The organism is Streptomyces sp. NPDC005931, assembly GCF_042871235.1.
Lineage (GTDB): Bacteria > Actinomycetota > Actinomycetes > Streptomycetales > Streptomycetaceae > Streptomyces.
Genome location: NZ_JBIAIG010000005.1, coordinates 286,360 through 306,551, shown reverse-complemented (window position 1 = coordinate 306,551; position 20,192 = coordinate 286,360). Strand labels below are relative to the sequence as shown.

General features: G+C 71.6%; 15 protein-coding genes and 5 pseudogenes. 8 read left to right on the top strand and 12 right to left on the bottom strand.

Features of this window, described 5'->3' with window-relative positions; genetic code table 11:
• The first annotated feature begins 316 nt into the window (after positions 1 to 316).
• Complete coding sequence (locus tag ACFYOV_RS15580) at positions 317 to 1,153, top strand: hypothetical protein (RefSeq protein ID WP_389087682.1); 837 nt, start codon at positions 317 to 319, stop codon at positions 1,151 to 1,153.
• 70 nt (positions 1,154 to 1,223) lie between these two features.
• On the opposite strand, the gene mmsA is transcribed toward ACFYOV_RS15580, so the two are convergent.
• From mmsA to ACFYOV_RS15560, 4 genes and pseudogenes are all read right to left on the bottom strand, one after another.
• The gene (gene mmsA, locus ACFYOV_RS15575; protein WP_389087679.1) at positions 1,224 to 2,726 is read right to left on the bottom strand and encodes a CoA-acylating methylmalonate-semialdehyde dehydrogenase; all 1,503 of its coding nucleotides are present in this window, start codon (positions 2,724 to 2,726) and stop codon (positions 1,224 to 1,226) included.
• 14 nt (positions 2,727 to 2,740) lie between these two features.
• Positions 2,741 to 2,932, bottom strand: a pseudogene (locus ACFYOV_RS15570) (3D-(3,5/4)-trihydroxycyclohexane-1,2-dione acylhydrolase (decyclizing)); the annotation flags it as partial.
• Positions 2,933 to 2,976: 44 nt separating this feature from the next.
• Positions 2,977 to 3,075: pseudogene (locus ACFYOV_RS15565) on the bottom strand (5-deoxy-glucuronate isomerase); the annotation flags it as partial.
• Positions 3,076 to 3,175: 100 nt separating this feature from the next.
• Positions 3,176 to 3,352 (bottom strand): annotated as a pseudogene (locus ACFYOV_RS15560) (5-dehydro-2-deoxygluconokinase); the annotation flags it as partial.
• Between the two features lie 429 nt (positions 3,353 to 3,781).
• On the opposite strand from ACFYOV_RS15560, the gene ACFYOV_RS15555 reads away from it, so the two are divergent.
• Positions 3,782 to 3,982, top strand: a complete 201-nt coding sequence (locus tag ACFYOV_RS15555; protein ID WP_389087677.1) for a helix-turn-helix transcriptional regulator — start codon at positions 3,782 to 3,784, stop codon at positions 3,980 to 3,982.
• 130 nt (positions 3,983 to 4,112) lie between these two features.
• Here the strand turns inward: ACFYOV_RS15555 and ACFYOV_RS15550 are convergent, their stop codons facing one another.
• Together ACFYOV_RS15550 and ACFYOV_RS15545 are read right to left on the bottom strand one after the other, a co-directional pair.
• Positions 4,113 to 5,156, bottom strand: a complete 1,044-nt coding sequence (locus tag ACFYOV_RS15550) for a zinc-dependent alcohol dehydrogenase family protein (RefSeq protein WP_389087926.1) — start codon at positions 5,154 to 5,156, stop codon at positions 4,113 to 4,115.
• A 125-nt stretch (positions 5,157 to 5,281) separates the two neighbouring features.
• The gene (locus ACFYOV_RS15545; protein WP_389087676.1) at positions 5,282 to 7,564 is read right to left on the bottom strand and encodes an MMPL family transporter; all 2,283 of its coding nucleotides are present in this window, start codon (positions 7,562 to 7,564) and stop codon (positions 5,282 to 5,284) included.
• A 204-nt stretch (positions 7,565 to 7,768) separates the two neighbouring features.
• Here ACFYOV_RS15545 and ACFYOV_RS15540 point away from each other — a divergent pair, with 204 nt between their 5' ends.
• The 3 genes from ACFYOV_RS15540 (at position 7,769) to ACFYOV_RS15530 (ending at position 11,206) form a co-directional block, all read left to right on the top strand.
• Positions 7,769 to 8,416 carry a TetR/AcrR family transcriptional regulator gene (locus tag ACFYOV_RS15540; RefSeq protein WP_389087674.1) on the top strand — a complete coding sequence of 216 codons (648 nt, stop codon included), beginning with the start codon at positions 7,769 to 7,771 and terminating at the stop codon, positions 8,414 to 8,416.
• A gap of 81 nt (positions 8,417 to 8,497) precedes the next feature.
• Positions 8,498 to 8,737: a heavy-metal-associated domain-containing protein gene (locus ACFYOV_RS15535; protein WP_389087672.1), complete on the top strand. Its 240-nt coding sequence runs from the start codon at positions 8,498 to 8,500 to the stop codon at positions 8,735 to 8,737.
• A gap of 183 nt (positions 8,738 to 8,920) precedes the next feature.
• Positions 8,921 to 11,206, top strand: coding sequence for a heavy metal translocating P-type ATPase (locus ACFYOV_RS15530; protein ID WP_389087669.1), 2,286 nt, complete (start codon positions 8,921 to 8,923; stop codon positions 11,204 to 11,206).
• 540 nt (positions 11,207 to 11,746) lie between these two features.
• On the opposite strand, the gene ACFYOV_RS15525 is transcribed toward ACFYOV_RS15530, so the two are convergent.
• The 4 genes from ACFYOV_RS15525 to ACFYOV_RS15510 form a co-directional block, all read right to left on the bottom strand.
• The gene (locus tag ACFYOV_RS15525) at positions 11,747 to 13,036 is read right to left on the bottom strand and encodes a citrate synthase (protein WP_389087667.1); all 1,290 of its coding nucleotides are present in this window, start codon (positions 13,034 to 13,036) and stop codon (positions 11,747 to 11,749) included.
• Positions 13,037 to 13,214: 178 nt separating this feature from the next.
• Positions 13,215 to 15,521, bottom strand: coding sequence for an ATP-dependent RecD-like DNA helicase (locus ACFYOV_RS15520; RefSeq protein ID WP_389087664.1), 2,307 nt, complete (start codon positions 15,519 to 15,521; stop codon positions 13,215 to 13,217).
• Positions 15,522 to 15,560: 39 nt separating this feature from the next.
• Entirely contained in the window at positions 15,561 to 15,746 is a 186-nt protein-coding gene (locus ACFYOV_RS15515; protein ID WP_389087662.1) for a DUF397 domain-containing protein, read from the bottom strand.
• A gap of 10 nt (positions 15,747 to 15,756) precedes the next feature.
• Positions 15,757 to 16,593 carry a helix-turn-helix domain-containing protein gene (locus ACFYOV_RS15510; RefSeq protein WP_389087660.1) on the bottom strand — a complete coding sequence of 279 codons (837 nt, stop codon included), beginning with the start codon at positions 16,591 to 16,593 and terminating at the stop codon, positions 15,757 to 15,759.
• A gap of 221 nt (positions 16,594 to 16,814) precedes the next feature.
• Between ACFYOV_RS15510 and ACFYOV_RS15505 the strand changes: the two genes are divergently transcribed.
• Positions 16,815 to 17,225 carry an ATP-binding protein gene (locus ACFYOV_RS15505; RefSeq protein WP_389087657.1) on the top strand — a complete coding sequence of 137 codons (411 nt, stop codon included), beginning with the start codon at positions 16,815 to 16,817 and terminating at the stop codon, positions 17,223 to 17,225.
• Positions 17,226 to 17,354: 129 nt separating this feature from the next.
• Positions 17,355 to 18,257, top strand: a complete 903-nt coding sequence (locus ACFYOV_RS15500; protein WP_389087655.1) for a ribokinase — start codon at positions 17,355 to 17,357, stop codon at positions 18,255 to 18,257.
• A 252-nt stretch (positions 18,258 to 18,509) separates the two neighbouring features.
• On the opposite strand, the pseudogene ACFYOV_RS15495 reads toward ACFYOV_RS15500, so the two are convergent.
• Both ACFYOV_RS15495 and ACFYOV_RS15490 read right to left on the bottom strand, forming a co-directional pair.
• Positions 18,510 to 18,691, bottom strand: a pseudogene (locus ACFYOV_RS15495) (DUF993 family protein); the annotation flags it as partial.
• Positions 18,692 to 18,725: 34 nt separating this feature from the next.
• Positions 18,726 to 18,911: pseudogene (locus ACFYOV_RS15490) on the bottom strand (hypothetical protein); the annotation flags it as partial.
• Between the two features lie 233 nt (positions 18,912 to 19,144).
• Between ACFYOV_RS15490 and ACFYOV_RS15485 the strand changes: the two are divergent.
• Positions 19,145 to 20,191, top strand: coding sequence for a LacI family DNA-binding transcriptional regulator (locus ACFYOV_RS15485; RefSeq protein ID WP_389087652.1), 1,047 nt, complete (start codon positions 19,145 to 19,147; stop codon positions 20,189 to 20,191).
• Position 20,192: the final 1 nt, after the last annotated feature.

Sequence of the window (20,192 nt, the reverse complement as noted above, 5' to 3'; positions counted from 1 at the left end):
GGGGCGGGAGCGCTATCGCCTCCGGCGGATGGTCGTACGTGTTTCTCGTCCGCTCCCGGCGCAGATGGAACCCCGACGAAAACAGCGCGTCAATGGGGGTTCACCTACGGAATCCGTTGATCTGAGGTCGCCCAGCAAAGGAAATCAGCACTTTTGACTGCCCCTTCAAGCCCTTTGAAGGGTGCGGGAACCGCAGGGAGTGCCCCGAAAAAACTGTGCGCCGTCCGGTATCCGGACGCTGTCCGAGGGGCCCGATAGAGTCCTCGCACAGTCGGATCACAGCGATCACACAAACACAGCAATCGGGTGGGGACTCATGAAGCTGAGGTACACCGCGGCCTGGGTGGGACTGACGGCCGCGGCGATGGCCGCGACGTCCGCGTGCGGCGCGGACGGCGCGAGGACGGCGGCCGAGGCCGTGGACAACGCCGACACCATCATGGCGGCGCTGGGCCGGGCGACCGACCGGACCGAGGAACTGGGGTCGGCCGAGGTCAGGACGACGACCGATCTGGGCACCGGCGAGCCGATCTCCATGGACGGCACCTACTCCTGGGGCGACGGCTACGCCCTCGACGTCGAGATGGACACCGAGGCCGCGCAGATGCAGCAGCTGACGGACTCCCCGACCGTGCGCACCCTGTTCGTGGACGGCGCCTACTACTACGACGTCGACCCGCAGCCCTCCGGCCCGCTCGCGGGCAAGGAGTGGATGAAGATCGACGGGTCGGCCGTGTTCGGGGAGGCGGGCGCCGACGCGCTCAGCAGCGCCGGGGGCGGCAGCCCGTCGGCGTCCATGAAGAGCCTCAAGTACGCGAGCGACGTCGAGGACCTCGGCAAGGAGTCCGTCAACGGGAAGTCCACGAGGCACTACCGTGCCGTGCTCGACAAGGACGACATGGGCAAGCTGAAGGACGTCTACGGCGCCGAGGGGAGCCTGGCCAACTCCATGACGGGCGGCGGCTCGGTCACCATGGACGTCTGGGTGGGGGCCGACGACCTGCCGGTGCGCCTGAAGCAGAAGATCGGTTCCATGACGGTGACGATGGACTTCGACAAGTTCGGCGCGACCGAGGAGATCGAGGCTCCGCCCGCCGCGGAGACCGGGGACCTGACGGACGTGGTGAAGGAGGCCGGCGGCCAGGCGGGCTGAGGCGGCACACGGCTACCGGTCCGTCCCGCCCCGGGACCGGGGCGGGACGGACCGGTGATGTCCGCGCCGCTCAGTGGTTGCGCGGGAAGCCCAGGTCGACGCCCGCCGGGGCGTCGGCCGGGTCCGGCCAGCGGGTGGTGACGACCTTGCCCCGGGTGTAGAAGTGGGTGCCGTCGTTGCCGTAGATGTGGTGGTCGCCGAAGAGGGAGTCCTTCCAGCCGCCGAAGGAGTGGTAGCCCACGGGGACCGGGATCGGCACGTTCACGCCGACCATGCCCGCCTCGACCTCCAGCTGGAAGCGGCGGGCCGCTCCGCCGTCCCGCGTGAAGATCGCGGTGCCGTTGCCGAACGGGGAGGCGTTGATCAGCGCCAGGCCCTCCTCGTACGTCTCCGCACGCAGCACGCACAGCACCGGGCCGAAGATCTCGTCCCGGTACGCCCTCGCCGACGTCGGCACCCTGTCGAGCAGGGAGATGCCGATCCAGTGGCCGCTCTCGTGGCCGTCGACCGTGTGGCCGGTGCCGTCGAGAACGACCTCGCAGCCCTCGGCCGCCGCGCCGGTGACGTAGGACGCCACCTTGTCGCGGTGCTCCTTGGTGATCAGCGGGCCCATCTCGGAGGCCGGGTCGTCACCGGGGCCGATCCTGATCTTCTCGGCGCGCTCACGGATCTTCTCCACCAGCGTGTCGCCGGTCGCACCGACGGCGACGACCGCGGAGATCGCCATGCAGCGCTCGCCCGCCGAGCCGTAGGCGGCGCTCACGGCCGCGTCGGCCGCCGCGTCGAGGTCGGCGTCGGGCAGGACCAGCATGTGGTTCTTGGCACCGCCGAGGGCCTGGACGCGCTTGCCGCGGGCCGAGGCGGTGGTGTGGATGTAGCGGGCGATCGGGGTGGAGCCCACGAAGGAGACCGCCTTGACGTCGGGGTGCTCCAGCAGGCGGTCGACGGCCACCTTGTCGCCGTGCACGACGTTGAACACGCCGTCCGGCAGCCCGGCCTCGGCCAGCAGTTCGGCAAGGCGGATCGAGGCCGACGGGTCCTTCTCGCTCGGCTTCAGCACGAACGTGTTGCCGCAGGCGATGGCGATCGGGAACATCCACATCGGCACCATCGCCGGGAAGTTGAACGGCGTGATGCCGGCGACCACGCCCAGCGGCTGGCGGATCGAGGAGACGTCGACCCGGCTGGCGACCTGCGTGGACAGCTCACCCTTGAGCTGCACGCTGATCCCGCAGGCCAGATCGACGATCTCCAGGCCGCGCGCCACCTCGCCGAGGGCGTCGGAGTGCACCTTGCCGTGCTCGGCGGTGATCAGCGCGGCGATCTCGTCGCGGTGCGCGTCCAGCAGCGCGCGGAACCGGAACAGGATCGACGTCCGCTGGGCCAGGGACGACTGGCCCCAGGTCGAGAACGCCTCCTTGGCGGAGGCGACCGCGGCGTCCACCTCCTCGACGGAGGCGAACGCGACCTTCGTGGTGACCTCGCCGGTCGCCGGGTTCGTCACCGGCCCGTAGGTACCCGAGGCGCCTTCGGCGGTCTTGCCGCCGATCCAGTGGTTGACGATCTTCGTCATGACCGAGAACTCCTTCACAGATGGCGGCGTCGGGTGAAGACGTGCCGTTCGTACAGCTCGGGTGCCGTGACCGCGGACGGCCGTGGCGCGGTCGCGGCCACGGATCCATCCCACCAGCCCTTGGCGGAGGGCGCGCCCGACACAGTGTCGGCCGTTTTGGTCTCCGCGTAGACACATGTGGGCATGTCGGCGGCCCGCGCGTCGGCGGGCACCGCCCCGGGGGCCTCGGGTGCGGGGTGCCGCGGGGGTGGACCTCCGGCGCGGGGCCGTAGCGGGCGGGGAGTCGTCGCTCGCACTTCGCTCCTGCCAAAGCAAAGCGGCCTTCCGCGCCGGAGGCGTTCTGTGCCCGGGTGCGCGGGCGGCCGCGCGAGGCCGGTGACCCCGCCCGGTCCGCCCTGCCGGTCCCGGGACTCCCCACCGGTGCCTACCCGTGTGTTCATACGGGTGGCGCCGGTGCGGGTGATCAGCGCGGTACGGCGCCCGACGGGGGTGGCGGCGACCACGACCTCGGCGGTCGAGCCGCCCAGGAGCGCGCCGAAGGACGTGACCCGCGGCAGCGGGACGCCGGTCGGGAGCGGACAGGCGTCCACTCCGATGCGCCCCATGGTGATCAGGTCGTACGCCATCGCATTCCCTTCGCGCCTCCACGCCGTCGGCCGCGTCGGTCACGGCGGTCCCCCGTCGTTCGCCTCGCGCGGCTCCCCCGGTTCTAGCCCCGGGGAGGAAGCCATGTCAATGCTTTGTCCAGACATATGGACGAGATCTCGTCAGGCGGGTCGAGCGAGGGCGCTTGGATCGCTTGAATCGCGCGGTCAACCCGACGCGCCGATGGAACGGCGTATCCGTTTGCACCATCCGTGTCACAAAGGCGCGAGTCCCGTCACATATGTCCCGGCTGCACGGGTCTTCCGTCACACCCGGTCCACAGCCCCTGCCCCGGCCGGGGCGGGGCTCGTTCACCGGGCACAACGCTTGGTGATCGCCAGCGCAGCACCCGGCTCCCCCTGACGGCCATCCCCGGCCGCCGCCGCGGTGCGCGCGGGGAGGTGCAATACATGACCGACCGAAGGCTGTGGTCCTACAAGGACATCGCGGCGCACATCAAGGTGCAGCCGGACACCGTGCGCTCCTACCGCAAGCACGGTCTGCTGCCCCCGCCCGACCACACCGAGGCCGGCAAGCCGTACTGGTACGCGGACACCGTCCGGGCGTGGGTCGCCAACCGGCCGGGCAACCGGGGCCGCAGGGAGGGCTGAAGGCACCGCGACGCCTGTGCCCCCGCCGCGGTGTGGGGGCCACGGGCGTCCTCGCACCGCGCAGCCAGCCGGTGCCGTCTCAACGGGGATTCGGCGCCGCGCGGACACTCGATGGCGCCTCGGCCGGGACTCAGCTCCAGGGCTCGATGACGGTCACGCCCGCTCCGGGCGCCGAGCCCATCGCCGCCAGGGCCGACGGGACGGCGCCGAGCCCGATGGTGGACGTCACCAGCAGGTCGGGGCGCAACACGCCCGCGCGGACCAGCTCCAGCATCGGGGGGTAGGTGTGCGCGGCCATGCCGTGGCTGCCCAGCAGTTCCAGCTCCAGGGCGATGGCGCGGGCCATCGGCACCGGGGTCGTGCCCTCCGGCGAGGGCAACAGGCCGACCTGGACGTGGCGACCGCGCCGGCGCAGGCCGTTGACGGAGGCGGCACAGGTGACGGGCGAGCCGAGGGCGTCGAGGGAGAGGTGGGCGCCTCCGCCGGTGAGCTCGCGGACCGCCTGCGCCGTGTCACCGGTCGTGGAGGCGTCCAGGCACAGCGCCGCGCCGAACTGCCGCGCCAGCTCCAGCGCCCGCGGTGACACGTCGACGGCGACGACGCGGGCACCGGCCGCCGCCGCGATCATCACGGCCGACAGGCCGACCCCGCCGCAGCCGTGCACCGCGACCCACTCCCCCGCGGCGGCCCGGCCCTGCTGCACCACCGCGCGGTAGGCCGTCGCGAAGCGGCAGCCGAGGGAGGCGGCGGTGGGGAAGGACAGCTCCTCGGGGACGGGGACCACGTTCACGTCGGCGTGGTCCAGTGCCACGTACTGGGCGAAGGAGCCCCAGTGCGTGAAGCCGGGCTGGGTCTGCCGCTCGCACACCTGCTGGTCCCCGGCCGCGCAGGCCGGACAGCTCCCGCAGGCGCACACGAACGGCACAGTGACCCGGTCGCCGATCCGGTGGCCGGTGACCCCGGCCCCGACCGCCTCGACGACCCCGGCGAGTTCGTGCCCCGGGACGTGCGGCAGCGTGATGTCCGGATCGTGTCCCTGCCAGCCGTGCCAGTCGCTGCGGCACAGCCCGGTGGCCTCGACCCGCACGACGATCCCGTGCTCCGCGGGGGCCGGATCGGCCACCTCCCGCACCTCGGCCGGCTCCCCGAACCGCTCGAACACCACCGCCCGCATCACGGGACCGCCCTTCCTCGCCCACCGGAGGGAGCGGGAGCGCCGGGGCCGCCGCGCAGCGGCCTCGGCGCGGCCCCGGCGAACCTCCGCTGCCGTCCCGGCGGTCACCACCTACGACCGAAACGCTATCTCCGCGCCTCCGCCGTGGCGCGAGCACCCTCGGCCCCGCCGGGCGCGTCCGTCCCCGCCGTCCCGTCGGTCCCGGCGCCGGCGGGGTCGGGTATCGCTCCGGAGGCGTCGCCCCGTGGTGCGGAGTCCCCCTCGGTCAGGCCGAAGCGCTCGTGGAAGCGGCGCAGGGGGCGGGGGGCCCACCAGGTGGCGCGGCCGGTGAGACGCATGACCGAGGGCACCAGGAGGGTGCGAACGATCATCGCGTCCATCAGGACCGCCAGGGCGATGCCCAGGCCCAGCATCTTGGTGTTGGTGACGCGGGAGGTGCCGATCGCCACCATGACGACCGCCAGGATGACCGCCGCCGCGGTGATCAGACCGCCCGTGCGCCGCACGCCGTGGCGGACCGCCCCGTCGTGGTCACCCGTGTGGTCGTACTCCTCCTTGATCCGGGAGAGCAGGAACACGCCGTAGTCCATCGAGAGGCCGAAGGCCACGCAGAACATCAGGACGGGGAGGGTCGTCTCGATGGACCCGGGGCTGGTGAAACCGAGCAGGCCGGAGAGGTGGCCGTCCTGGAAGATCCAGACCATGGCACCGAACATGGCGGTCAGGCTGAGGGCGTTGAGCAGAACCGCCTGCACCGGTATCAGCACGCTGCCGGTGAGCAGGAAGACCAGGAGCAGGGTGACGATCGCGATGAAGGCGGCCGCCTCGGGGAGGCGTTCGGCTATGGCCTCCTTGGAGTCGACCAGGACCGCCGCCGCGCCCGTCACCTTGGTGTCGAAGGGGGCGTCCACCGCGCGGAGGTCGTCCACCAGGCGCTGGGCGGGCTCGTCGACGGCCTCCCCCTCGGGCAGCACGGTGAAATAGGCCGCGTCGCCCTTCACCAGCGGCCCGTCGACCCGCACCACCTCCGGCAGGGCGGCGATCCGCTCCTTGTAGGCGGTGTACTGCGCCGGTGTGGCGCGACCCTCGGCGAGCACTTCGAGGCCGCCTCCGGGGGTGCCGGGGAAGCCCTCGCGGATGTGCTGCTGGACGGCGCGGGACTCGGCGGTGGAGGGCAGCTGGCGGTCGTCCGCCGTGCCGAACTTCACGCCCAGGAAGGGCAGTCCGAGCAGGACCAGTACGGCGGTGGTACCCAGGGCGAAGAAGGGGGCGCGGCGCATGACGAGCCCGGCCGTGCGACCCCAGGCGGCGCCCTCCTCGGTGGCGGGCCGCGCCGGGCGCCCGCGGCGGAACAGGCGCCTGAGGTCGAGGGAGTTCACCCGCCGGCCGAGCAGGACCAGGGCCGCCGGGAGCAGGACCAGGGCGGCGGCCGCGGCCAGCAGGACCACGGCCATCCCGGCGTAGGCGAAGGACCGCAGGAAGTACTGGGGGAAGAGCAGCATCGCGGCCAGCGACACGGCGACCGTCAGGGCGGAGAAGAGGACCGTGCGGCCGGCCGTGCGCAGGGTGGTGCCGACCGCGGCGAGGGGCTCGGCGCCGCTGGACAGCTCCTCGCGGAAGCGGCGGACGATGAACAGGGCGTAGTCGATCGCGAGGCCGAGTCCGAGGGCGGTGGTGAGGTTCATCGCGAAGACGGACACGTCGGTGAACTCCGTGAGTGCCCGCAGGATCGCGTTGGTGCCGAGGATGGCGATGATGCCGATGCCCAGCGGCAGCAGGGCCGCGACAGCGCTGCCGAAGACCATCACGAGCAGCACCAGGGTCACCGGCAGGGCGATCATCTCGGCCCGCAGCAGGTCCTCCTGGATGATCGTCTGCATCTCGTGCCGCACGGCGACGGGGCCGCCGACGCGGACCTCCACGGCGCCGTGCTCGCCGCGGAAGGAGGGGGCGATACGGTCCAGCGTCTCGCCCATGGCCGTCTCGTCGCCGGTGAGGCGGGCGGCGATCAGTGCCTCGTGACCGTCCTCGGAGCGCAGGGTGGGGGCGCCGGTGCGCCAGTAGGAGCCGACGCCGGTGACGCCCCGCTCGCCGGCCAGGCGGGTGGCGAGCCGCTCGGCCTCGGCGGCGACCGCCGGATCGTCCACGGAGGCGCCCCCCGCGTCGACCAGCAGCAGGACATTGGGCTGGGAGTCGGGGAAGGCGCGCTCCAGCGCCTCGGTGGCGTAGGTGGACTCGGCGGCCGGGTCCTCCCAGCCGCCGCTGCCCATGCGGTCGGCGACTCCGCTGCCGGCCAGCACGGCGAGCACCGTGAGCACCAGGGCCGCCAGCAGCGCGAGCCGGGGCCGGGCGGTCACGAGGCGGGTCCAGCCCCCGACGCGCGGTGGGTCCTTGACTTCGTTCGTCATCCTGCGGTGTCCCCTTCACCATGCATCCGTGCCCCCGGAACCCCGTGCCCCCGTGACCGGGCTTCGCCTCGCGCGGTGCGCGGGCGGGTGGCATGACTGTGCCGTTGCCATACACTGGCAAACACGAGAGATCGCTCGCGTTTCATCAGAATGCGAGTACTCGCTCGTGTTTGTCAATCGCGTGCGGAGGACTGGGGAAAACGCGTGCCCGACAGGACCGAGAAGCCCGAGAAGGAGCAGACCGCCGAGGAGCGGCCCCGCCGCAGGCAGGCACGTGGCGAGCGACGCGTGGCCCAGCTGCTCGAGGCCGCCGCCTCCGTCTTCTGCTCCACCGGTTACACGGCCGCCAGCACCAACGCCATTGCCCGGGAGGCAGGCGTCTCGCCGGGCACGCTCTACCAGTTCTTCCCCAACAAGGAAGCGATCGCGATCGAGCTCGGCGAGCGACTGATGGACGAGATGCGGGAGACCTACGGCCAGGCCCTCGCGCCGGCCGACCCCGCGACACCGCTCGAGCAGACCATCGCCGCCACCGTCGACCGCTTCATCGACTTCAACTGCCGCCACCCGGTCTTCTTCGCCCTGCTGCACGGCCCCGACGTCCCCGGCCGCATCGCCGAGGCGCACGACGCCCTGCACACCACCCTGGTCGCCCGGGTGGAGGCACTGCTCGCGCCGCTCCTTCCCGGGACGCCCCCCGACGAGGTCGCCCGCACCGCCCGCATGTGCGTGGGGATCTACACCTCCGGCCTCGAACTGGTCCTGGCCCACGAGGGCGCCGAGCGCGAGGCGTACGTCGCGGAACTGAAGAAGGTGCTCCTGCGCTATCTGAACCCGATGGTCATGGACTGATACCCCCGAGGGGTATAAGCTGAGTGAAGTGGGCCCCCTCGGGCCTCCTGGACCCCGCCCGTCTCGACGAGGAGCAACGACATGACCGCCCAGACCGACAACCAGGGTTCCGTCACCACCGTCTACAAGGTGACCGGCATGACCTGCGGACACTGCGAGGGCGCCGTCTCCGGCGAGATCTCCCAGATCGCCGGGGTCAGCTCCGTGAAGGCGATCGCCTCCACCGGTGAGGTCACCGTCGTCTCCGCGGCCCCGCTCGACGAGGAGGCCGTGCGCGCCGCCGTCGACGAGGCCGGCTACGAGCTCGCCGGCCGGGCCTGAGCCCCGCCGGTCGGCACCGGGCCGTGCCGGCCGCACCCGGCCCCGTACGGCCCGGCCGTCCGCCGCCCGGACCCGGAGCGGACACGGGCGCACCGGCCCGGAAAGCGCGTTTCCGACGTTCGAGCCCGACGCCCGAGTCCGGCCCCCGAGTCCGGCGTCACCGGCCCCCTCTGGAGTACGGACATGACGAGCACCAGCACCGACAAGGCACCGGCGACCCAGGACGGCCCGGCCGGTCCGGACGCCCCGCCGGCCGCCGAGGTCGAGCTGCTCATCGGCGGGATGACCTGCGCCTCCTGCGCGGCCCGCGTCGAGAAGAAGCTCAACCGGATGGACGGCGTCACCGCCACGGTGAACTACGCCACGGAGAAGGCCCGGATCAGCTACCCGGCCGGCACCGAGGTCGCCGACCTGATAGCGACCGTGGTGAAGACCGGCTACACCGCCGAGGAGCCCGCGCCGCCGCCGGAGGAGCCCCCCACCGACGCGGCGCCCGGCACCGAGGCAACCGAGCAGGATCCGCAGTCGGCAGCCCTGCGCCGCCGGCTGACCGTCTCCGCGCTCCTCGCGCTCCCCGTCGTCCTGCTGGCGATGGTTCCGCCGCTCCAGTTCGACAACTGGCAGTGGCTCTCGCTGACCCTCGCCGCCCCGGTCGTCGTCTGGGGCGCGCTCCCCTTCCACCGGGCCGCCTGGACCAACCTCCGGCACGGCGCGGCCACCATGGACACACTGGTATCGGTCGGCACGCTCGCCGCCTTCGGCTGGTCCCTGTGGGCGCTGTTCCTCGGCGACGCGGGCATGCCCGGCATGCGGCACCCCTTCGAGCTCACCGTCTCGCGCGCCGACGGCGCCGCCACGATCTACCTCGAGGTCGCCGCCGGCGTCACCGCCTTCATCCTGCTCGGCCGTTATCTCGAGGCCCGCTCGAAGCGCCGCGCGGGGGCGGCCCTGCGGGCCCTGATGGAGCTGGGCGCCAAGGACGTGGCCGTACTGCGCGACGGGCGCGAGGTGCGGATCCCGGCGCAGCGGCTGGCCGTGGGCGACCGGTTCGTGGTGCGCCCCGGGGAGAAGATCGCCACCGACGGCAGGGTGGTCGAGGGCTCCTCCGCCGTGGACGCCTCCATGCTGACCGGCGAGTCCGTGCCGGTGGACGTCACCGTCGGCGACACCGTCACCGGTGCCACCGTCAACGCCGGGGGCCGGCTGGTGGTCGAGGCCACCCGGGTCGGCGCCGACACCCAGCTCGCCCGGATGGCGAAGCTGGTGGAGGACGCGCAGAACGGCAAGGCCGAGGTGCAGCGCCTCGCCGACCGGATCTCCGGGATCTTCGTCCCGGTGGTGCTGCTGATCGCCGCGGGCACTTTCGGGGGATGGCTCGGCACCACCGGCGACACCGTCGCCGCGTTCACCGCGGCCGTCGCCGTCCTGATCATCGCCTGCCCGTGCGCCCTCGGGCTCGCCACGCCGACCGCGCTGATGGTCGGCACCGGACGCGGTGCCCAGCTCGGCATCCTCATCAAGGGCCCCGAGGTCCTGGAGTCCACCCGCCGGGTCGACACCGTGGTCCTGGACAAGACCGGCACGGTGACGACCGGCCGGATGGCGCTCCAGGAGGTGTACGCCGCCGAGGGCACCGACGAGAAGGAGGTGCTGCGGCTCGCGGGCGCCCTGGAGCACGCCTCCGAGCACCCCGTCGCCCGGGCCGTGGCCGCCGGCGCCGAGGAGCGCGTGGGCGCGCTGCCAACCGCCGAGGATTTCGAGAACGTGCCCGGCCGGGGCGTGCGCGGGCGTGTGGAGGGCCACGAGGTGACCGTGGGACGCCTGCACGACACGCTCCCACCGGAGCTGGAGCGGGCCCGCGAGCGGGCCGAGTCGGAAGGGCGCACGGCGGTCGTGGTCGGCTGGGACGGGACGGCGCGCGGGGTCCTCGCCGTGGCGGACGCGGTGAAGGAGACCAGCGCCGAGGCGGTGCGCGAGCTGCGCGCCCTGGGGCTCACCCCCGTGCTGCTGACCGGCGACAACCGGACGGTTGCGGAGGCGGTCGGCGGGGCCGTGGGCATCGACCGGGTGATCGCCGAGGTGCTGCCGGAGGACAAGGTCGCCGTCGTACGCCGGCTCCAGGACGAGGGCCGGACGGTGGCCATGGTCGGCGACGGCGTCAACGACGCCGCCGCGCTCGCCACCGCCGATCTGGGCCTGGCCATGGGCACGGGCACCGACGCGGCGATCGAGGCGGGCGACCTGACGCTGGTGCGCGGTGATCTGCGGGTCGCCGCGGACGCGATCCGGCTGTCCCGCAGGACGCTCGCCACGATCAAGGGGAACCTCGTGTGGGCGTTCGGCTACAACGTGGCCGCGCTGCCGCTGGCCGCCGCCGGGCTGCTCAACCCGATGATCGCGGGGGCCGCGATGGCCTTCTCCTCCGTCTTCGTGGTGACGAACAGTCTGCGCCTGCGGGCGTTTCGTTGAGGTCTCAAGTTGGGACGTACCCCTGGAGTCCGGTACGCCCCTCACATAAGCTCTTCACAAGGCTCGCGCATCATCCTTACGCTTGTGTCCCGCCAGCAATATGCGGTCTCTTGCGTATCTAACGGACAGATGCAAGAGACGCAGATCACAGTGATGTGAACGTAACCATCGAAGGGGTTCGAAGGTCTAAGTTGGCGATGTCGGGCAGCGTCTTGGGGGGCGCTTCCTGACATCTGGGAATGTCTTGGGGGACCTTCCCAGAGATGCGTTGCCGGGGCACGTACACCGGGAAGCTTTGAGCGGCCCTCCCGGGCGTGCGCTGTCCCGGCAGACCGCACACAGCGATTCAGGCGCTGTCCTCACAGACGCCCGGCCGGATCCCGTGGGGGGAATCCGCACCGGGACATGGGAAGGCGCCCTGGTCGTCGGCCCGTGGGGGGACCGGCGGTTCGGGGCGCCTTCTTCATTCCTGTGGCTCGCCCAGCGGCCCCGCACACGTCCGGCGTGCACGGGGCCCTGTGATGCGGCTCAGCGCTGTGGTCAGCGCTCCTCGACCGGGACGAAGTCGCGCTGGACGACACCCGTGTAGATCTGGCGCGGGCGACCGATGCGGGAACCCGGCTCCTTGATCATCTCGTGCCACTGGGCGATCCAGCCCGGAAGACGGCCGAGGGCGAACAGGACCGTGAACATCTCGGTCGGGAAGCCCATGGCCCGGTAGATCAGGCCGGTGTAGAAGTCGACGTTCGGGTAGAGGCTGCGCGAGACGAAGTAGTCGTCGGAGAGCGCGTGCTCCTCCAGCTTGAGCGCGATGTCCAGCAGCTCGTCGGACTTGCCGAGAGCGGAGAGCACATCGTGCGCGGCGGCCTTGATGATCTTTGCGCGCGGGTCGAAGTTCTTGTAGACCCGGTGGCCGAAGCCCATCAGGCGGACGCCGTCCTCCTTGTTCTTCACCTTGCGGATGAAGGAGTCCACGTCGCCGCCGGAGTCGCGGATGCCCTCGAGCATCTCCAGCACCGACTGGTTGGCGCCGCCGTGCAGCGGGCCCCACAGGGCGTTGATGCCGGCGGAGATCGAGGCGAACATGTTCGCCTGGGAGGAGCCGACCAGGCGCACCGTGGAGGTCGAACAGTTCTGCTCGTGGTCCGCGTGCAGGATCAGCAGCTTGTCCAGCGCGGAGACCACGATCGGGTCGAGCTCGTACTCCTGGGCGGGGACCGAGAAGGTCATGCGCAGGAAGTTCTCGACGTAGCCGAGGTCGTTGCGCGGGTAGACGAACGGGTGGCCGATCGACTTCTTGTACGCGTACGCCGCGATCGTCGGCAGCTTGGCCAGCAGCCGGATCGTGGAGAGGTTGCGCTGGCGCTCGTCGAACGGGTTGTGGCTGTCCTGGTAGAAGGTGGACAGCGCCGAGACGACCGAGGACAGCATGGCCATCGGGTGGGCGTCGCGCGGGAAGCCCCGGTAGAAGTTCTTGACGTCCTCGTGCAGCAGGGTGTGCTGCGTGATGTCGTTCTTGAACGCGGTGAGCTGGTCGACGGTCGGCAGCTCGCCGTTGATCAGCAGGTAGGCGACCTCCAGGAAGGTGGAGCGCTCGGCCAGCTGCTCGATCGGGTAGCCGCGGTACCGGAGGATGCCGGCCTCGCCGTCCAGATAGGTGATCGCGGATTTGTACGCGGCGGTGTTGCCGTAGCCGCTGTCCAGTGTCACCAGTCCGGTCTGGGCGCGGAGCTTTCCGATGTCGAAGCCCTTGTCACCGACGGTGCTGTCGATCACCGGGTAGGTGTACTCGCTGCCGTCGTACCGCAGTACTACAGAGTTGTCGCTCACGTCTTCCCTCACCGACGTTGTGCCTCATCTTCGAGGTGCCCTGACTGTCTCTACCTTCCCCCACTTGGCTCAGGAGAGTGCACTCGGGGTCGACCATCGGGCCTATTGGCGGCACTCAGTGCCGTCAACTTGCCCATCCTGCCCCTTGAGTTCCTCTTGCGGAAGTGCTGTGTGACCTTCACGACTCATTTGATCGATCATTTTTTGATGACGGCCCGCTCACGGGTGTGACACGGGCCCCTGAGAGGCGGAACGCCAGGGCCGTGCAGCGGCGTCCCGCGGAGACGGTGCGCACCGCCTGCCCGATCGCCTTGCGGGACCCGACGAGGACGACCAGCCGCTTCGCCCGGGTGACCGCCGTGTACAGCAGGTTGCGCTGGAGCATCATCCACGCGCCCGTGGTGACCGGGACGACCACCGCCGGATACTCGCTGCCCTGGGAGCGGTGGATGGTCACCGCGTAGGCGTGCGCCAGTTCGTCCAGCTCGTCGAAGTCGTAGGGCACCTCCTCGTCCTCGTCCGTCAGCACCGTCAGGCGCTGGTCGACCGGGTCGAGCGACGTGACCACGCCCACGGTGCCGTTGAAGACACCGTTCTTCCCTTTCTCATAATTGTTGCGAATCTGGGTGACCTTGTCGCCGACGCGGAAGACCCGGCCGCCGAACCGCTTCTCGGGCAGGTCGGGGCGGCCGGGGGTGACGGCCTGCTGAAGGAGCCCGTTGAGGGTGCCGGCACCCGCCGGTCCCCGGTGCATCGGCGCCAGCACCTGCACGTCCCGGCGGGGGTCGAGGCCGAACCTGGCCGGAATGCGGCGGGCGGCCACGTCCACGGTGAGCCGACCGGCCTCCTCGGTGTCGTCCTCGACGAAGAGGAAGAAGTCCTTTATGCCGTCGGTGACCGGGTGCTGTCCGGCGTTGATCCGGTGAGCGTTGGTCACCACGCCGGACTGCTGGGCCTGGCGGAAGACCCGGGTGAGCCGGACCGCGGGGATCGGCCCGCCGTCGGCCAGCAGGTCCCGCAGCACCTCCCCGGCGCCGACGCTGGGCAACTGGTCCACGTCGCCGACGAAAAGGAGGTGGGCACCGGGCGGCACGGCCTTGACCAGCTTGTTGGCGAGCAGCAGGTCGAGCATGGACGCCTCGTCGACCACCACCAGGTCGGCCTCCAGCGGCCGGTCCCGGTCGTAGGCCGCGTCGCCGCCGGGCTTGAGCTCCAGCAGGCGGTGCACGGTGGACGCCTCCGCGCCGGTCAGCTCGGCCAGGCGCTTCGCGGCGCGGCCGGTCGGGGCGGCGAGCACCACCCTGGCCTTCTTGGCGCGGGCCAGCTCCACGATCGAGCGGACCGTGAAGGACTTGCCGCAGCCGGGCCCGCCGGTGAGGACGGCCACCTTCTCGGTGAGGGCCAGCCGCACGGCCGCCTCCTGCTCCGGCGCGAGCTCGGCCCCGGTCCGCCCCTTCAGCCAGGCCAGGGCCTTGTCCCAGGCCACGTCGCGGAAGCCTGGCATGCGGTCCTCGTCGGTGCGCAGCAGCCGCAGCAGCTGGGCGGAGAGGGAGAGCTCGGCGCGGTGGAACGGCACGAGGTAGACGGCGGTGACGGGGTCGCCGCCGTCCGGTCCGGGCACCTTCTCCCGTACGACGCCGGGGTCGTCGCCGTCCTCCGGGGGCTCGGCCAGCTCCGCGAGGCACTCGATGACCAGACCGGTGTCGACCTGGAGCAGCTTGACCGCGTCCGCGATCAGCCGCTCCTCCGGCAGGAAGCAGTGGCCCTGGTCGGCGGACTGGGACAGGGCGTACTGGAGCCCCGCCTTGACGCGCTCCGGACTGTCGTGCGGGATGCCTACGGACCGGGCGATCCGGTCGGCGGTGAGGAAGCCGATGCCCCAGACGTCGGAGGCCAGCCGGTAGGGCTGGTTCTTCACGACGGAGATGGAGGCGTCGCCGTACTTCTTGTAGATGCGCACCGCGATCGACGTCGACACCTCGACGGTCTGGAGGAAGAGCATGACCTCCTTGATCGCCTTCTGCTCCTCCCAGGCGTCGGCGATCTTCTTCGTCCGCTTGGGGCCGAGACCCGGGACCTCGATGAGCCGCTTCGGCTCCTCCTCGATGATCCTCAGGGTTTCCACGCCGAAGTGCTGGGTGATGCGGTCGGCGAAGACCGGCCCGATGCCCTTGACCAGGCCGGAGCCGAGGTAGCGCCGGATGCCCTGCACGGTGGCGGGGAGGACGGTCGTGTAGTTCTCGACGTGGAACTGCTTGCCGTACTGCGGGTGCGATCCCCAGCGGCCCTCCATCCGCAGCGACTCACCGACCTGGGCGCCGAGCAGCGCTCCGACGACCGTGAGGAGGTCGGCGCTGCCCCGGCCGGTGTCGACGCGGGCGACGGTGTAGCCGTTCTCCTCGTTGGCGTAGGTGATGCGCTCCAGCACACCCTCGAGCTCGGCGAGCCGCCGCTCGCCGGTGGGACTCCCCGCCTGGTTGGACATGATCCGACGGTACCGGTGGGGTGTGACACCGGGTGGGGGTCAGGGGTGGGAGGGTGCCTTGAGGGCTTCGAGGAAGGCGGCGAAGGTTCGGGCGGGGAAGGTGAGGGTGGGGCCGGTCGGGGTCTTCGAGTCGCGGACTGCGACGTGGGCGGGAGAGGTCGCGATCTCTACGCACTCGTTGCCGTCGTCGGGACCTGAGTAGGACGACTTCCGCCAGTTGTCCATGGGGTGCGCCTCACAACTCTTTCGCCAGCCGGTTGATGAAGTCACGTGACTGCTCGGGGTCGAGCGACACGGCTTCCACTTTACGGAAACGGGTTCGAAAGGCGCTGAGTTGTGCTTCGGAGTCGATGAAGGCGGAGCCCTGGGGCACGTCACGCACCACCGTGTCCAGTTTGGGAACGGGGCCGCCCACATACGTCATGGTGCTGGCGGCCCTGGCGAAGCCGTCCAGTTCGAACGGGATCACGCGCACGGTGATGTTGCCAGCCTCGGAGAGCTGCAGCAGCTTGGCGAGTTGGGCCCGGGTCGCGGCCCGGTCACTCACCCTGATGCGCAGGGCCGCCTCGTGGATGACCAGCTCGTACGGAACGGTGATGTCCTGGCACGCCATTCGGTGGCGGACACGCAGTTCCAGCTCGTCGTCGCTGAGTTGGGGCACCCGGCCCGAGAAGACGGCACGGGCGTAGTCCTCCGTCTGAAGCAGGCCGGGCACATACAGAATCGCGACATCACGCCGGAACGAGGCGTGATGGTTCAGCTCGGACAGGTCGAGGAAGGACGTGGGCAGCAGCCCCCGGTACTCCTCCCACCAGCCGCGTGTCCGGTCGGTGGCCATCGCGACCAGGGCGTCGACGAACCGCTCGTCGGTGCAGGCGTAATGGGACGCGAGACGACGGAGCCGCTGCTCACTCACGCCCGTGAGGCCGGACTCGATGTGACTGATCTGGACGCGCCCCGTCCCGAGCAGTGCCGCCGCCTCACGAGCGGTGAGCCCTGCCGCATCACGGAGCCGACGCAGCTCGACACCCAGGCGCACCTGGCGTGCGGTGGGTTCGCGCCTCAGAACCATCCATCGCTCCGTTCAACCCGCCTGCTCATGCAGCTCGTTCGGGGTCAGGTTACGCGATCGACTTGCTTGGGATGACACGTTAGCCCTACGTTCGGTGACGCGACGCACACGCTGCGGAAACGCCGGAATCCCGGAAGCGCACCGCCCCGTCCTGCCACGACGGCCGCGGCAATGACACCGGGCCCACCTCCTCATCCCCACCCGCCAAAGGGAGTTGCCGCATGTCCGAGGCCGAACCCTGGGAGTACTCCCTGTACATCCCGAACGACGTGCGAGCGGTCACCGTCAGCCGCCGCACCCTCCGGCTGATCCTGACCATGCACGGTCTGATCGGCCTGGTCGACACGGCCGAGCTGCTCGCCACGGAGTTGGTGTCCAACGCCGTGCGGCACACGAAGGGACCGGCCGCGCTGCGGGTGCGCTGGTCGCCGCCGGGCACGCTGCGGATCGGGGCGTGGGACGCCGATCCCGAACCGCCGGAGCCACCCGTGCCCCTGGAGCGGGTGGGCGAGGACGAGGGTGGGCGGGGGCTCGCGCTGGTGCGGGCCTGCTCCGACCTGTGGGGCTGGCAACCGCTGGCCCGGCACGGCAACCGGGGCAAGTACGTGTGGTGCGAACTGGCCGGTGCGTGAGGCGGCCCGCTCGAACACCCACCCCGTCCAGGTCGGCCTTCGCGCGTCCGTCGGACAGCCGTCGGGCGGAGCGGGCAGGATCGCGGTGAACGACGCGCTGCGCGCACGACGACGTGGGGAGCCGCTTCCATGTACGACTACGACCTGCTGGTAGTGGGGTCGGCCAACGCCGACCTGGTGATCGGAGTCGAACGCCGGCCGGGCGCCGGGGAGACGGTGCTGGGCTCGGACCTGGCCGTCCACCCCGGCGGCAAGGGGGCCAACCAGGCGGTCGCCGCGGCCCGGCTCGGGGGCCGCACCGCCCTGCTGGCCCGGGTCGGCGACGACGCCCACGGGCGGTTGCTGCTGGACTCCCTGCGCGCGGCCGGGGTCGACACGGTGGGTGTGCTGGTGGGCGGCGCGCCGACCGGGGTCGCGCTCATCACGGTGGACCCGTCCGGGGACAACAGCATCGTCGTCTCGCCGGGCGCCAACGGCCGCCTCGCGCCGGAGGACGTGCGCGCCGCCGGGAGCCTCTTCCACGCCTCCAGGGTGGTCTCCGCCCAGTTGGAGATCCCACTGGAGACGGTCGTGGAGGTGGTCCGCTGCCTCGCGCCGGACAGCCGGTTCGTGCTCAACCCCTCGCCGCCGCGTCCGCTGCCCTCCGAGGTGCTGGCGGCCTGCGATCCGCTGATCGTCAACGAGCACGAGGCGAGGGTGATCCTGGGCGCGGCCTGTGTGAGCGACCGTCCCGAGGACTGGGCACGGCTGCTGCTGGCGAAGGGGCCGCGGTCGGTGGTGGTGACGCTGGGCGGGGAGGGCGCGCTGGCGGCCTCGTCGCACGGGGTCGCCCGGGTGCCGTCGGTGGAGGTGCGGGCCGTGGACACGACCGGCGCGGGCGACGCGTTCACCGCCGCGCTGGCCTGGCGCCTGGGCTCGGGAGAGTCGCTCGTCGAGGCGGCGGCCTACGCGGCGCGGGTGGGGGCGGTGACGGTGACCAGGGAGGGGGCGCAGGCGTCCTTCCCGACGGCGGCGGAGGTCGCGGCGGTGTGAGCGTGACGGCGGCGCGGGCGGCAGCGGGGTGACCGCAGCGCGGAAACTTCGAGGGGGCTCGGTCGACGACCGGGCCCCCTCGGTTTCCCCTCCCCCGTCAGAACCCCTCGGATCCCCCCCCGGGTCCCCCCTCAGAAGTCCTGACGCGAAGTACGACCCGCGAGGTACGAGGAGGGTTGCACGGCCTTCCCGGATTCTTCCCGGATTTTTTCCGGCCCCTCTCCCCGGCCCGTTCCCCGGCCCTGTCCCTACGCTGTCCCAGTCGACGGCGGCCGGTGCGTCGGGGGTGGTGTCGGCGTACGGATCGGCCACGACGTGCGCGGCGGAGAACACCGTACGTGAGGTGAAGGGCTTCCCCAGGTGGCCGTGCGGGGCTCGGCGCGCGGGTCGTCGGTCCGCAGCCGACCCTGAGCGTCGGGCAGTCGGAGGGTCACAGGCAGACCTCCGGCACGTCGATGCGGCGGCCCTCGGCCGAGGACTCCCGGCCGAGTTCGGCGCGAGGTCGAGGCCGACCTGTTCGCGGAGGGCCAGGATGGAGCGGACGAGGTGCTGGCGGTGGCCCATGCGCCCGGTCACACCGTTCATGGTGATACGTACCGTTTTGCGTGTCCCGTCCTTCCTTCGTCCGCGATCCGCGCGCCGCGCACGACCCACCCGACACCGGCCGATCGGAGCGGCGGTGACGGGTGAACGCAGCAGCAAGCTCTTTCTGTCCAGAGGGAAGCCGGCCTCTGAACAGCGATCCGGGCAAACCCGCCGCCGGGCCGGACTTGTTCGAGGGAGCGAACAAGTGAACCGGTGGGCCTTAGGGTCGGCTCGGAACCACGGCCATGGGCCTGGGTGTGTACGACGTCGTACGACGAGTTGCGCGAGGCGGAGGACGAGACATGACGGTGACCCTGGCGGACGTGGCGGCCCGCGCGCAGGTCTCCCCCGCGACGGTGTCGCGCGTGCTGAACGGGAACTACCCCGTGGCCGCCTCCACCCGGGAGCGCGTCCTGAAGGCCGTGGACGAGCTGGACTACGTGCTCAACGGCCCCGCGAGCGCGCTGGCCGCCGCCACGTCCGACCTGGTCGGGATCCTGGTGAACGACATCGCCGACCCGTACTTCGGGATCATGGCGAGCGCGATCCAGTCCGAGATCGGGGGACCGGGCGGGCGCGCGGGCGGGGAGCGGCTGGCGGTCGTGTGCAACACGGGCGGCTCCCCGGAGCGCGAGCTGACCTACCTCACGCTGCTCCAGCGGCAGCGCGCGGCGGCGGTAGTGCTGACCGGCGGGGCGATCGAGGACGCGGCGCACCGGGCGGCGATGGACGCGAAGATGCGCAAGCTGGCGGACGCCGGGACGCGGGTGGTGCTGTGCGGACGGCCGCCGTCGCCGGAGACCGGGGCGGTCGCCCTTACCTTCGACAACCGCGGCGGCGGCCAGGAACTGACCGAGCACCTGATCGGCCTCGGGCACCGGCGGCTCGGTTACATCGCCGGCCCTCAGGAGCACACGACCACCCGGCACCGCCTCGAGGGACACCGGGCCGCGCTCGCCGCGCACGGCATCGAGGAGGACCCGCGCCGGACCGTGCACGGTCGCTACGACCGCCGGTCCGGTTACGAGGCCACACTCGAACTCCTTCGCAGGGAACCGGTGTTGACCGCGATCGTGGCCGCGAACGACTCCGTCGCGCTGGGCGCGTGCGCGGCACTGCGGGACTCCGGGCTGCGCATCCCCCAGGACGTCTCGGTGGCCGGCTTCGACGACCTTCCGTTCAGCATCGACGCGGTGCCGGCGCTGACGACGGTCCGCCTGCCCCTGGCGGAGGCGGGTGCCCGCGCGGGACGCGTCGCGATGGGCCGGGAGGAACCACCGCCCGGCGGAATCGCCTCGGCGCGCGGGGAGTTGATGGTCCGGGGGTCGACGGGGGCGCCTCGGCAGTAGC